The following is a 14,292-nucleotide window of genomic DNA, read 5'->3' on the forward strand; positions in this document are numbered from 1 at the left end:
AGATTACTTTCTAGAGAATAAAACGTAAAAACAGGGAATAATAAACAGAGTTAACAGAGTTGCTAAAGACAAACCCGAAAAAACGACAATTCCTAAAGGTTGCAGGAATTCTCCCCCCTCTCCCAATCCTAAAGCGAGGGGAAATAAACCTAAAACCGTGGTCACGGTGGTCATCAAAATCGGTCGTAAACGTTGGGGAGCGGCCTTTAAAATGGCTTGTAGTCGAGTAAAACCGAATTCTTGCCGCAATTGATTGGCCAATTCCACCATAATAATCCCGTTATTAACCACAATGCCCACCAATAACACCACCCCGACGATGACAATGGCATTAATCGGGGTTTTGGTCAAATATAGTCCAAAAATTCCCCCCGCTAGGGCCAAAGGAACGGTTAACATAATCACCAAAGGGTCTATGAGTGAGTTATACTGGACGGCCATGACCACAAAGACTAAAAATACCGATAAACCCGCTAATAAACCCAAAGAACCCTGAATTTCTTGATTAGACATGGCAGCAGCACTGGGTAAAATGCTGATACCATCGGGTAAGGGAGTGGAATTTAAAACCGATTGTACTCCCGCGAGTGCGTCACTTAATTTCGCACCCTCGACTAAACTGCCGATAATAATAAAAACTTGACGCTGATTAATTCTCTGGATGACTGCTGGGGTTTTTCCCCCTTCAATCCTGGCGATATCTGCTAATTTTAAGTCTTCTTGTCTATTGACAAAAATAGGTATTTGTGAGATGTCACTAATTTTTTGCCGCGAGTCGGGGTCTAATTGCACCCGGATATCGATTAATCTTTCTCCCCGTTGCAGTTGGGTGGGGATCGATCCTTGAATAGCGGTCCGTAGCGTTTGTCCCACTTCCAAGGTACTCAATCCCAAACTATTTAAGCGGGTCCAATCGGGTTTAATCTGGATTTCCGGTTGTCTGGGGTCAGCATCGGGACGAAAACGGGCACTAGGGACTTTTTCATCGAGAATACTGAGGATTTCTTCACCAGCTTGCTCTAAAGTTTTCCCATCGCGTCCCTGTAACATCACATCCACATCGGCACCAACGGAGGGAGAGTTATTAAGAATAATACCGCGCACTTGACCGGGAGTGAGACGCAAACGCACGTTAACGAGGTTTAATTGCTCTAGTGCTTTGCTCATGCGTTCGATATATGCTTCTGTATTAGTGCCTTGTTTGAGATTAATCGTACTAGAAGCACGCAAAATATTTTCATTGGTAGTTGTGCCAAAAAGAGAACCGCCACTGGTAGTAAAAACGTACTTAGTCTCTGGTTGTGATAATAAAATCTTTTCTACTTCCCGCATCACCTGACGGTTAGCATTTAAATTGGTACCCGGGGAAATTGAGCAAAAACGTTCACCTGTCCGGTTTGAATACGACTAAAGACTTCTTGGGGGATATATTGCCAGAGATAAAAACTACTTCCCCCTAAAATTAAAAAGGCCAGTAGGATAACAGGTATTCTGTAGCGGATGATTTTAGCTAAACAACGACCGTAGAGGATGGTTAAACCTTCTAGACGTTGACTAAAGACTTTTAAGAGCCAAAATCGCTGAATACCACTAGAAACCCGCATATTTAACAAACGACTGGCTAACATGGGAACAACGGTTAACGCACACAGCAGAGAAGCAGCCACAGCAAAACTGATAGTGAGGATAATCTCGTTAAACAGCAGGGAAATAAAACCACCCAGTAATAAAAATGGCAGTATAGAGACGAGATTAGTCGCAGTGGAGGCCAATAAAGCAGATTCTACCTCTTGGCTGCTATTCCGGGCAATTTCTAAAAAATCTCGCTTATTTTGGTTTTGATTAACTTTGAGGGCAATATTTTCCAGCATGACAATGGAATTATCCACCACGATACCCACCCCTAGGGCCAATCCTCCCAAACTAAACACATTTATCGATAACCCGAATAACTTCATACAGATAATTGCGACGAGGGTAGAAAGAGGAATCGCTAGGGTAATGATAAAAGTCTGTCGCAGGGAACCGAGAAAGACGAATACAGTCAATCCTGCTAGAATTGTCCCCGCTAGTCCCGACGAAACCACGTTATTAACCGCATTTTGGATAAATACAGACTCATCGGTAGTGGGGACGACTTGCATCCCCCCGGTCATTAACCCGGATTTTTTTAATTCGGCAATGCGTTTTTTGACCCCTTCTACCACAGCAATCGTGTTCGCATTCGGTTGTTTTTGGACGCTAACCCTGACGGCATTTTTTCCATTTAGGGTGACAAAAATTCTTTGTTCTTCTGTCCCATCGATAACTCTGGCCACATCCCGCAGATAGATTTTTTCTTCGGGATTATTACTATCGGTCAGTGCTAAATCTTGGATATCCGCTACGTTTTTAAATTTCCCCACCGCACGGGTTAAAGGTTCCCCGGTTTCTCCCTCTAGTCGGCCCCCAGAGATGTCCTGATTGCGTCTTTTTAGGGTGTCTAAAACCTGATTTAATCCCACTCCTAAAGATTGTAATCGCTGCAGGTCAATATTAACTTGAATTTCTTCTCTAACTCCCCCAATCACGTCCACCACTGCAACTCCTCCCACAAACCCTAATTCTCTCCCTAATTCTTCATCAGCAAATAATCTTAAGTCTTTTAGGGGTAGGGTATCAGAAACGAGAGCAAATTCATAGACGGGTAAACGAGAGGGTTCAAATTTGTTTAAGCGCGGTTCCTCAATAATATCGGGTAAATTTTGTCGGACACGATTAAAACTTTCGGTAGCTTCATTTAAAGCAACGTTTAAATCTCCCCCCGGTTGAAAAAATAAATCTACTCGCATCCTTCCCTCGCGAGTTTCTGAATAAACTTGCACTACTCCCTCGGTAGCACTCATTCCTTCTTCTAGGGGTTTAGTTACTTCTTCGAGAATAACTTCCGGGGAAACCCCCGGGACATTCATCCTTAAACTAATGCGAGGATAAGTGATAGAAGGAAGCAAATCTACTTGTAAACGATTTAGAAAAAAAAGACCGATGATGATAACTGCTATAGTTAACATCAATACTCCTATGTGACGACGAATTGATAGACCGCTTAGGGAGATGTTTTCTGACATGATTATCTATGGGGGAGAGTAAACAGTGAACAGTAAACAGTGAACAGTAAACCCATAACTGATAACTGATAACTGATAACTGATTAATTGTGCATAACTCGACCGAAACTCCATAATTTTTGATAATAATAACGACTGACGCTATCCCTATCATCGGTGAGTAGATTGATAGCGATACCATTATTACCTGTTTCTTTTCCTGAACTGTGTATATATTGATTATTACCTAGATATAACGCCACATGATTAACTCTTTTATCACCAAAAAAAATTAAATCTCCTGGGAGTAATTCCTCTCGGTTTATTTTTTGACAAAAAGCCTCCTGTTGATAGGAATCCCTCGGCAACCAAATACCAAAAGTGGCAAAAGCAGCCTGGATTAATCCTGAACAATCGTAATTAGGTGCAAGGGTTCCACCCCAGAAATAATGATTGGTACGGTTCATTGCTTCCTGAGTAAAAGTGATAATCTCAGGAATATGTTTTTCTATTTCTGAACGAGTTAGAGGAATTTTTTGATAAGCTGTGGTGGCCACCGCAATTGCATCTAAATCTTCTCCGCATAACCAAGCTAAATAATTATCTTCCCTTAGCTGAATTTGTAGCCCTTTTTCGGTAATTTCTAGGGAAATAAATTTTAATTGTCTTCCCTGTTGTGCTTGGGTAGCTAACTCTTGACAACTGGGAGAATTGTAGAGATTTAAGTCTCTTATACAGAGATATTCCTGGGTGGATGATGGGGGAAGGGAGATGATTTGCATAAAAAATAGCTCAGAATTTATTGACAGAAAAAACTGCATTACTAGCCAAAAGCAAAGGGATAACAACGAGGAGAATAACCTTAGTTCGTTCTGTCATCTTCAAGTTTCCACCTCTCTTAATTCGGCTCTCTTATTCTTTGTGTGAGCAGTTTAACTTACTATAGAAGCGATCAATCTTTGTGTCCTCTGTGTCTGGAGTGGTTCCTTCCACTCGCTCGCCAGCAGGACTGTATCTTAGAATACATTTTACCCATCAAACCTAAGAGAGCCTTAATTCTTGGCCATAAAGATAATCTATAACCGAACTGAATCCCTGAAAAATTATTAAACCTATGGCATAATTAACCTTTCAGGGTTCAAAAACTGCAAAAATAAGGATTAAATGGCATACAATCGGTGAATAGAGCATTTAATCGTTTATTATTCGTTTTTAATTCTCCTGACTACTGGCTACTGGCCACCAACTCCTAACCCTAACAACAATTTTTGATTTTTACAACAGGTCTAGGATAGCCAGTTCCTTAACAATATGTTACAATAGCCGGCGAGAGGGGAGTGGCCAATATCTGGAACTTTTGGGCTAGAGATAGATTCTATCGATCAACAGTCACCTCCTGGGTGGGTGGAATTAAATATAAGATGAACGTAGGTTGGGTTGAAGTATGAAACCCAACGCCCGCATGGGTTACGCTACCGCTAACCCATCCTACAAATAATTGTTCCTCCCTACTTAAAGTAAGCTTTTAATCAGATGTTGAGGTTAGTCCATGGCCAATGTTTCGGGGCGGTTTGAAAAGCAAGAATACAGCCAAAACTCAGAAAATACCGTCGCGGTGGTCAGTTCAGTCATGTCCGGTTTAAAAAAAGCATCTCCCCTACAAAAGGGCTTATTTTGGGGAATAACCCTCAGTTTTACCGCCCTAGTTTCCGCCACTGTTGGGGCCACCGTCGCTTTAATTAGTCCCTTACCCGCACCAATTGGGGCTATCTTCCAAAAAACATCTTTTCCCACCCAAACAGACATCCTTGAGGATCAAGCTTGGAATAGCTTAATCAATCAGCAGCTTTCTCGTCCTGTTAATATTTTAGTTATGGGCATCGATCGAGTTTTAGATGCCAAAAACAGCGACGATGTATTTAAAGGTCGCAGCGATACCATGCTCCTAGTGCGCTTCGATCCTAGCGATAAAACCGTGAGAATGTTGTCTATCCCTCGCGATAGCCGCGTCAGAATCCCCGGCCATGGTTTTACTAAAATCAACGATGCTAACGTTCACGGTGGACCGACTCTAGCGGCAGAAGTGGTCAGTAATACTTTAGGGGATGTCACCGTTGATCGCTATGTGCGGGTGACTACCGATGCCTTCAAGGAATTAGTCGATTTAGTCGGGGGTGTAGAGGTTTATGTACCCGAACGAATGTATCATAAAGATGTCACCCAAAAATTAGAAATTGATTTACAAGAGGGTTGGCAAAATCTCAACGGCGACCAAGCAGAACAATTTGCCCGTTTTCGTAACCCGCAATACGGCGATATTGGTCGCGTACAAAGACAACAAATTTTATTAAAAGCACTCCAACAAAAGATTTTTAGTCCGACAATTCTCCCCAGTCTCCCGAAAGCAGTACAGGTTTTACAACAATATATCGATACGAACTTAAGCGTCGAGGAAATGCTGGCTATCGCTAATTTTGGACGGGAAATTAAACAGGATGACTTAAGAATGATCCTACTCCCCGGCCGGTTTAACAACCTCGAGGAATACGATGGTCGCAGTTATTGGATTTTGAACCGTCGCGAAATTAGAACCATTGTGGCTAATAATTTTACCGATAACTATGGGGGGGGAGAAACCTCCGTTTATAGTCTGCGGATTGCCATTCAAAATGCCACCCATACCAAAGGTTTAGCCCGTCGTACTCGCAATTATCTGGCCAAACAGGGCTACACAAATGTTTATATTAGCGATGACTCCTCCCAAAAGCTAGAAACCACCGCAATTATTGCCCAAAAAGGTGATGTTCAGTCCGCTAACCTCTTGAAAAATCAATTGGGAATCGGTAAAGTAGAATCATCCTCCACTGGTGCTTTAGACTCAGACCTAACTATTCGGGTGGGTGATGATGTGTCCCAGTTTTTTGACGCTCAACAGTAACAATGTTGAAAAATTTTTTCAGTCTGGTTTTAATTATTTTGCTGGCGATTCTTTGGCTACTTTTCGCGGCCCGTCCGGTGGCTTTGGCCCAAGATAAAACGATTAACTATAGTTTTGCCCAGCTGCAAGATCGGGATTTTTCCCATCAGGATTTGCGCGGAGGAGTTTTCGCAGCTGCCGCGATGCGGGGAGTTAACCTAGAAGGTGCCGATTTATCCTATAGCATTCTCACCGAGGCTGTCCTCTTAAAAGCTAACTTAAAAGGGGCCGATTTAACCGCCTCTTTGGTAGATAGAGTTACCCTCGATTTTGCCGATTTAACTAATACTATTTTTACCGATGCGATCGCTACTCGCAGCCGTTTTTATGACACAATTATTACCGGGGCCGATTTCACTAACGCCGTAATTGATCACTATCAGGTCAAGTTAATGTGTGAACGGGCCGATGGCATTAATCCAGTCACGGGAGTGGCCACCAGAGATAGTTTAGGCTGTGATTAGCAATTCCGGGCAGATTTTAGCTGACTGCTCAAAAATAGCCTACCCCCTACACCCCGGCTATCTCGATCAAGACAGCAGAGGTGTAGAATGAAAATACTGAGCGAGGCTAGAGAAAGGAGAGAGACTCTTGATAATCGTCATCGATAACTATGATAGTTTTACCTACAATTTAGTCCAGTATTTGGGAGAATTAGCCTCCGAGTTTCCGATCGCCTTACCGATCGAGGTCTATCGTAATGATAAAATCGATCTGGACAGAATCGAACAAATGCGGCCGGATGGGATTGTCATTTCCCCCGGTCCTGGTCGTCCGGTCGATGCGGGCATATCTCTGGAATTAATCGCCAAATTTGGCCCCCATTTGCCGATTTTGGGTGTCTGTCTCGGTCATCAAAGTATCGGTCAGGTATTCGGAGGGGATGTGGTCTCGGCCCCGGTCTTGATGCACGGCAAAACTTCCCCCATCTATCACAACAGTGAAGGGGTATTTCAAGGCTTAGAAAATCCTTTTACTGCCACCCGTTACCATAGTTTAGTGATCGATCGCTCCACCATGCCGGATAATTTAGAGATCACGGCCTGGGTAGAAGATGGTACGGTCATGGGAGTCCGTCATCGGGATTACCCCCAGATTCAAGGGGTACAATTTCATCCCGAAAGTATTTTAACCACTGCCGGCAAGGAACTTTTAAGAAACTTTCTCCGATCCCTCTAGTGTTTACTAATCCCCAACCCCTGAAATTAACCTTAACTTGATTAATTCTGCATCTACATTTATGAAAAGGCGAGATTTTATCTTATCGGTGGGGACAAGTTTCTTAACCGTGGCAGTAGGCTCAGTTTTAGCGGAAACTAAACCCAAACCCACTAACCCCACTTCCCCCCAAAAACCCGATAATTCCCTCTTAGTTCAATGGTTGGGTCATAGTTGCTTTTTATTCACCGGAGGAGGGCAAAGAGTCCTAGTTAATCCTTTCCGGGCAATTGGTTGTACGGCGGGTTTTCCTTTGCCAAAAGTAGAAGCAGATATCGTTTTAATTAGTAGTCAACTGTGGGATGAAGGGGCGGCCGAGGGTTTACCCGGTAATCCGAAAATTTTGTTTGAGCCGGGGGCCTACGATCTGGGTAAATTAAAACTACAGGGTATTAGTATCGCCCACGATCGCATGGGGGGGCAACGTTTCGGCATGAATGTGGCCTGGCGTTGGACCCAAGCAGGGATTAGTATTGTCCATTTAGGGGGGGCAGCCGCCCCGCTCGAATTAGAACAAAGAATTCTCCTAGGTTCGCCGGATTTAGCTTTTATTCCCGTGGGAGGTGGTCCCAAAAATTATAATCCCCAAGAAGCAAAACAGGCGATCGAAGTTTTACAACCGCGAATAGCTGTCCCGACGCAATACTTCACCAGTGCCGCCGATAAAAATGCCTGTGAATTGGTGTCTGTAGATGAGTTTCTCAAGTTAGTCAAGGATAAAAATATCCGTTTGATCGAGGACAATAAATTACGGATTCGTGCCGCCGATTTACCCAAAAAAGGGACGCTCATTCGCGTGTTTGACTACCGCAAACTGTTAGAGAAATCCTAATTTTTAGGAGCCAATGACCTAGTCCTATTGATTAACTAATTTTTTCTCGTGTAACGCACCATCAATTTCCTGATATTCCCCGGGTTACGTTGTTGCTAACTCGCCCTACAGCCCTGATCATAAATCAGGGTTATAATTATTTTTAAGAAATTCCAGAATATTCAGCCCCAAGGAATGTCTATGTTACTACAAGACCTAAAGGAAGAAGCGGTTAAGCTATCACCGAGCGAGCGACTTGCGCTGGTTAGCGCCATTATTGAGTCCTTGCAGAGTACCCCAATTGCTAGACCTGATCGTGCTGGTGCAATTCAACGGATGCGTGGCTTACTCAAAACAGACCAACTTGCACCAACCGACCAAGAAGTAGCTGCCATGTTGGAAGAGCGTCGGCTGGAGAAATACCTTTAGTGAGAGTTTTAATTGATACTAATGTTCTCCTAGATTTTCTATTGCAGAGAGAGCTATTTTTCCAAGATGCAGAACGACTATTTCAGGCGATCGATTCCGGTCAGATCGTCGGGTATGTCACAGCCACAACCCTCACGGACATTTTTTACATTGCTCGAAGACACACGCGCAGTATTGAGCAAGCACGGCAAGCAGTTTCAGAGACATTGACAGCAATGGAAATCTGCCCTGTAAACCGGGAGGTTCTAGAGGTAGCGTTTAGTTCAGGTTTGGCTGATTATGAGGATGGGATTCAGGTTGCTTGTGCTGTAGCTCAAGGACTTGATGCTATCTTGACCCGAGATAATCAAGGGTTTTTGAATTCATCGGTACCTGTGTTATCAGTTCAGGAGTGCTTGCATCGCTTGCAAGAGCCAAATAATAGCAAATCCACCTTATAAAATCAAGTTTACAGGCTTTTTGGTTCGTGAGGGGGTGAGGAGTGAAAAGTGAGCAGTTACAGCCAAAATTTGGCGGCATGGGCAAAGCTCCTTTGTGGCAGATTGATGACAGCATTATTGCAGGAGATTTACAGGCTGTCCAAGATAGCCCAACCCACGTTAGCATCATGCCAAGAGTTACAATGGCTCTAGAAAGGTACGAAGCGGCATTGGCAAAGACCCAAAAATATTGGGAAAAGGTGGATTAGTGGCATACACACAATAGGAGTCTATGAAAATGGCATGGATATTTAGTTTATCCGCAGAATGTGGTTCTGATGAGAGCAAGGCCGATAAATTTGCTCAACATTTTCAGGGAATGTCATTGTTGCTGTCAAATGGTCGCCAGTGCCAATGTCGCACAGACACATTCCAAGACATAGAAGAAAATTGGTGGTGTCGCGTTTCACCAAATAATCTTAGCGAAGTGGGAATAGACAGCCCTGAAAGTGCCTATTCAATGACAGAGTTAGGTATTTTACTCTATCAGTCCCTACGATTTGCCCCCACCTTCCGTTATGGACTGGTTGGTGTTGAAGTCGATGAATTTAGAACATACACTGAGCTTATCGAAGAATCATCCAATCTATCTATCCCAGGACTGGTTTTAGCGAAACCACTTGCAGGCGAGCTAGGAATATTGCCAGTATTTCGCTCCTTTAGCCCTAGTTATGTTTGGCAACCTTACGCAGGAGAAGTTTACAACCCGCTGATGACATCGCCAAATCTGAAAAACAAGCTTAATGAACTGCTGGCTGTAAGTTGACCTCACAAGCGAAGAAGGCATAACTAGACCGTTCTCTAAAAATTGCTTTAACAATCTTATTAAAAATGTTTTTGCTGAAAGAATATCGCTCTTTTTTTAGACAGGGATGGACAATTGCAGTTTTACTAATTGCCCTGCTTGTTTCCCTGCCAATTTTATCGGTGGCCAGTAGTTTATTAACTAACTCCAGTCAAGTCTGGCAACATCTGCTCGAAACTGTTCTCTGGGATTATCTAGTTAATTCTTTTTGGTTGATGGGTGGGGTGGGCAGCGGCGTTTTAATCATCGGTGTTGGCACCGCTTGGTTAATAACGATGTGTCAATTTCCCGGTCGTCAACAATTTCAATGGTTATTATTACTACCCCTTGCCGCTCCTGCCTATCTCTTGGCCTATACTTATACCAATATGATGGACTATTTTGGTCCGGTGCAGACGTTCTTAAGAAGTCTTCTTGGTTGGAATAGTGTCGAAGATTATTGGTTTCCTAATATCCGTTCTCTCTGGGGGGGGATTCTGATGTTAATACTGGTGCTTTATCCCTACGTTTATCTGTTAGCAAGGGTCGGTTTTTTAGAACAATCTGTCTGCACAGTGGAGGCAAGTCGCTCCTTGGGATGTAACCCTTGGCGCGGTTTTTTTACTGTCGCTTTACCCCTAGCAAGACCGGCAATTATGGCGGGATTGGCCCTAGCTTTAATGGAAACTCTGAACGATTTTGGTACGGTGCAGTATTTCGGCATTAATGCTTTTACCACGGGGATTTATAATACTTGGTTCGGTATGGGCGATCGTATAGCAGCGGGACAGTTATCAACAGTTTTAATGGTATTTATCCTCGTTTTAGTTTTCCTTGAACAATCCTCCCGTCGTCAAGCTCGTTACTATGAAATGACCAATCGTTTCCAGTCACCGACTAAGTACGAGCTAGGATTTGTTCGCAGTTTTTTGGCAATGATCTCCTGTTTTGTGCCGATATTTCTTGGGTTTATTGCCCCTGCTTTTTATCTAGCCTATCTAGCCTTTAATCATGCCCAAGAAACTTTTAATAATGACTTTTTTAGTCTGTCGGGAAACAGTTTTTTTCTGGCCAGTTTAAGCGCAATTATTGCGGTGGTTTTAGCTTTAATTCTCGCCTACGGGGAAAGACTTAATCCGAATAAAACTCTTAAGGGTTCTGTGCGGATTGCGGCCGCTGGTTATGCTATCCCCGGCATAGTTATCGCCGTGGGGGTTTTAATTCCTCTCGGTAAATTAGATAACTTTTTCAATCAGGGATTAAATATCAATTTAATTCTGAGCGGTACGATTTTCTGTTTGATTTTTGCCTATATTGTCCGCTTTTTAGCCGTAGCTTTTTCCACGTTAGAATCGAGTTTAAGTAAAATAAAACCTAGTTTAGATGATGCTTCCCGCAGCCTTGGCTATGGCACTGGTGCAACTTTAATTAAAGTGCATATTCCTCTTTTGTCGGGGGGATTATTGACGGCGGCTATGTTAGTTTTTGTCGATGTGATGAAGGAATTACCGGCTACTTTGGTGTTAAGACCTTTTAATTTTGATACCCTAGCGGTGCGCGTTTATCAATACGCCAGTGATGAACGTTTGGTGGAAGCGGCGGCACCGGCCCTGGCCATTGTCTTAGTGGGATTAATTCCGGTAATTTTTTTAAGTTGGCAAATTTCCCGACGGGCGATCGATTAAAGTGGTGGCCGATTCCTGGACAAGTTGGCGATCGGCCAGCAGCTTAGTTCTATAGTCTAGTACAAAATAATGTTACAGTTCTTGACAAGACTACTAGAGAGGGGGGGTGTCAGTGATAGGATTCCCTAAAACCCCTTTTCTTTATTTTTGTAGAGAGAACAAAATCCTATGACAGAACTTTCTGGAAAAGCTCCTAAGTTCGGTGGCAGCACGGGCGGTTTACTCGCCAAAGCCGATCTGGAAGAAAAGTACGCCATCACCTGGACAAGCAGCAAAGAACAAGTCTTTGAAATGCCCACCGGTGGCGCCGCTATCATGAACGAAGGCGAAAATCTCCTCTATTTGGCCCGCAAAGAACACGCGCTCGCTCTTGGTACCCAATTCCGGACGAAATTTAAGCCCAAAATCGAAGATTACAAAATCTATCGGATTTACCCCAGTGGTGAAGTGCAGTATCTCCACCCCGCTGATGGTGTCTTCCCCGAAAAAGTTAACGCCGGTCGTGAATTTTTCGGCAAAAAAGACCGCAATATCGGCAAAAACCCCGAACCAGCGACAATTAAGTTCTCTGGTGTCACTCCCTACGAAGCATAAATAATCCCTAAAATCGAGAGTGGGGAGTTAGATTTAGAAGCTATTTAGCCCCAAGATTTAACTTCTGACTCTCGATTTCTCTGATCGCAATCGGCTACAAGTGTTGTGCTATCCGTTTCTTGAACCATCAAAATATGATCTTCCCCGACTTTGATCGCTTTCGTCAACTCGCTGGCCAAGGTAACTTTATTCCTGTCTATCAAGAATGGATCGCTGACCTAGAAACACCCGTTTCGGCCTGGTATAAAGTTTGTGCCGATCAAGCCTACAATTTTTTATTAGAGTCGGTGGAAGGGGGCGAAACCTTGGGACGCTACAGCTTTTTAGGAGGCGATCCCGTCTGGGTATTAGAAGCACGGGGAAACACCACCACCCAGACTTTTCGCGATGGTTCTCAAGAGATTTTTTCGGGGGATCCTTTCGAGATTTTAACCCAATGTTTAGCCCCGATCGTGCCGGTTAAATTGCCGCAATTACCTGCGGGAATAGGGGGTTTATTTGGTTTTTGGGGTTATGAATTAATTAATTGGATTGAACCGCGAGTGCCTATTTATCCCGCTACGGATGCCGATCTACCGGATGGTATTTGGATGCAGGTGGATAATCTGATTATTTTCGATCAAGTTAAACGGAAAATCTGGGCGATCGCTTATGCCGATATTCGGGGTAATAATCCCGATTTAGCGGCCGCTTATCAAGCGGCCTGCGATCGAGTGACACAGTTAGTTCTGAAGTTACGATTACCCCTACCAACTAATGCCAAAACCTTGGAATTATTACCCGTTGGTCAGGGAAAAGAATTAGTCTATGAAAGCAATACAACTCAGGAAAAATTCTGTCAAAATGTCTTGAAAGCGAAGGATTACATCAAAGCGGGGGATATTTTTCAGGTGGTTATTTCCCAGCGTTTAAATGCTAATTATCAGGGTCATCCCTTCGATTTATATCGTTCCTTGCGTCTGATTAATCCTTCTCCTTACATGGCTTTTTATAACTTTAAGGATTGGCAAATTATTGGCTCTAGTCCTGAAGTGATGGTTAAGGCAGAACGGGACGAATTAGGTAAAATAAAGGCTACGGTCAGACCAATTGCTGGCACCCGTCGCCGGGGACAAAACTTGAGTGAAGACCAAGCTTTAGCAACGGATTTATTGCAAGATCCCAAAGAAATTGCCGAGCATATTATGTTAGTGGATTTGGGGAGAAATGATCTAGGTCGGGTGTGCGATCGAGGTACGGTTAAAGTGGATGAATTAATGATCATTGAACGTTATTCCCACGTTATGCACATTGTTAGTAATGTGGTGGGGTATTTAGCCACCAATAAAAGTGCTTGGGATTTATTAAAAGCTTGTTTTCCCGCGGGAACCGTCAGTGGGGCCCCGAAAATTCGTGCTATGGAAATTATTCATGAATTAGAACCCTGTCGTCGCGGTCCCTATTCAGGGGTTTATGGTTACTACGATTTCGAGGGACAGTTAAATAGTGCCATCACAATTCGCACTATGATTGTTCGTCCCCAAGGTAATCAAAATTATCTGGTTTCTGTGCAGGCGGGAGCAGGGTTAGTCGCTGATTCTGAGCCGGAGAAAGAGTATGAAGAAACCCTCAACAAAGCGAGGGGTTTATTGGAGGCAATTCGCTGTTTAAGTTAGATTTTTTAGCCCAGATCCAGTTAAGAGGATTTTGCCATGATTTCTGAGCAGGAATAGGGTTAACTAACTGGGGTTTGCGGCAAAAAGTTTTTCCTGGGGACAGGGTGTGGGGTGTGGTGCGATTCGTTGGCTAGAAACTAGACAGTAAGACGTTTAGAGGATTAGCCGCTTGGTAAATGTAGTACCTTGATAACTTTATAACCATACAGGTGCGGGTTAGTAATAACCTTAGTCCTGTCCTCTAGATGCCTAGAGTGACGGCATTTCCTGCTGCTTTAGACTTGGTACATCTGAGGTAGTGAGCGAGGAAAAAAAGCGGTATCTGATAGCCTAAATCAGAAACCCGTTGAGCCAGAACCTATGGATAGCCCTGGGGCGAAGATACGAATTAACCATCGTCAACACCCACGAGCCAAAAGGCTGACAGGCTCGAAACAAAAGTTAACAGAGTTGGGGCTGATAGCTCATACCACTATCAGTAAGGCATTCCCGTTACTCTGTTGTGGACAGTATCATCAAATACGGTTCAACCAATGGTTATAGGGAACGAAGTAACCCTGATTGACTCTGCCCG

The 14,292-nt window shown here is 43.6% G+C and carries 12 protein-coding genes and 1 pseudogene; 11 read left to right on the plus strand and 2 right to left on the minus strand.

The window, feature by feature from the left end; translation table 11 throughout:
• Nucleotides 1–3: 3 nt before the first annotated feature.
• A pseudogene (locus tag VL20_RS16295) lies at nucleotides 4–3,107 on the minus strand (efflux RND transporter permease subunit).
• An 83-nt stretch (nucleotides 3,108–3,190) separates the two neighbouring features.
• Nucleotides 3,191–3,868, minus strand: coding sequence for a C40 family peptidase (locus VL20_RS16300; protein WP_052277107.1), 678 nt, complete (start codon nucleotides 3,866–3,868; stop codon nucleotides 3,191–3,193).
• 767 nt (nucleotides 3,869–4,635) lie between these two features.
• Here VL20_RS16300 and VL20_RS16305 point away from each other — a divergent pair.
• From VL20_RS16305 to trpE, 11 genes are all read left to right on the plus strand, one after another.
• The gene (locus tag VL20_RS16305; protein WP_052277108.1) at nucleotides 4,636–6,024 is read left to right on the plus strand and encodes an LCP family protein; all 1,389 of its coding nucleotides are present in this window, start codon (nucleotides 4,636–4,638) and stop codon (nucleotides 6,022–6,024) included.
• 2 nt (nucleotides 6,025–6,026) lie between these two features.
• A complete protein-coding gene (locus VL20_RS16310) occupies nucleotides 6,027–6,527 on the plus strand; it encodes a pentapeptide repeat-containing protein (protein ID WP_052277109.1) in 501 nt (166 codons plus the stop codon).
• Nucleotides 6,528–6,654: 127 nt separating this feature from the next.
• Entirely contained in the window at nucleotides 6,655–7,242 is a 588-nt protein-coding gene (locus VL20_RS16315; RefSeq protein ID WP_052277110.1) for an anthranilate synthase component II, read from the plus strand.
• A gap of 61 nt (nucleotides 7,243–7,303) precedes the next feature.
• A complete protein-coding gene (locus VL20_RS16320) occupies nucleotides 7,304–8,113 on the plus strand; it encodes an MBL fold metallo-hydrolase (RefSeq protein WP_052277111.1) in 810 nt (269 codons plus the stop codon).
• A 180-nt stretch (nucleotides 8,114–8,293) separates the two neighbouring features.
• Complete coding sequence (locus tag VL20_RS16325; protein ID WP_002758463.1) at nucleotides 8,294–8,521, plus strand: hypothetical protein; 228 nt, start codon at nucleotides 8,294–8,296, stop codon at nucleotides 8,519–8,521.
• Nucleotides 8,521–8,961 carry a type II toxin-antitoxin system VapC family toxin gene (locus tag VL20_RS16330; RefSeq protein ID WP_002758462.1) on the plus strand — a complete coding sequence of 147 codons (441 nt, stop codon included), beginning with the start codon at nucleotides 8,521–8,523 and terminating at the stop codon, nucleotides 8,959–8,961. Before VL20_RS16325 ends, VL20_RS16330 begins: the two co-directional genes overlap by 1 nt.
• Nucleotides 8,962–9,002: 41 nt before the next feature.
• The gene (locus tag VL20_RS16335; protein WP_052277112.1) at nucleotides 9,003–9,209 is read left to right on the plus strand and encodes a Tse2 family ADP-ribosyltransferase toxin; all 207 of its coding nucleotides are present in this window, start codon (nucleotides 9,003–9,005) and stop codon (nucleotides 9,207–9,209) included.
• Between the two features lie 29 nt (nucleotides 9,210–9,238).
• Nucleotides 9,239–9,766, plus strand: coding sequence for a hypothetical protein (locus tag VL20_RS16340; RefSeq protein WP_052278489.1), 528 nt, complete (start codon nucleotides 9,239–9,241; stop codon nucleotides 9,764–9,766).
• Between the two features lie 65 nt (nucleotides 9,767–9,831).
• A complete protein-coding gene (locus tag VL20_RS16345) occupies nucleotides 9,832–11,469 on the plus strand; it encodes an ABC transporter permease (protein ID WP_052277113.1) in 1,638 nt (545 codons plus the stop codon).
• A gap of 168 nt (nucleotides 11,470–11,637) precedes the next feature.
• Nucleotides 11,638–12,063, plus strand: coding sequence for a photosystem I reaction center subunit II PsaD (locus VL20_RS16350; RefSeq protein ID WP_002740397.1), 426 nt, complete (start codon nucleotides 11,638–11,640; stop codon nucleotides 12,061–12,063).
• 134 nt (nucleotides 12,064–12,197) lie between these two features.
• Nucleotides 12,198–13,718 (plus strand): anthranilate synthase component I, encoded by a 1,521-nt coding sequence (gene trpE / locus VL20_RS16355; RefSeq protein ID WP_052277114.1) that lies wholly within the window; start codon nucleotides 12,198–12,200, stop codon nucleotides 13,716–13,718.
• Nucleotides 13,719–14,292: the final 574 nt, after the last annotated feature.

Origin of the sequence: Microcystis panniformis FACHB-1757, from assembly GCF_001264245.1 — a bacterium.
GTDB lineage: Bacteria > Cyanobacteriota > Cyanobacteriia > Cyanobacteriales > Microcystaceae > Microcystis > Microcystis panniformis.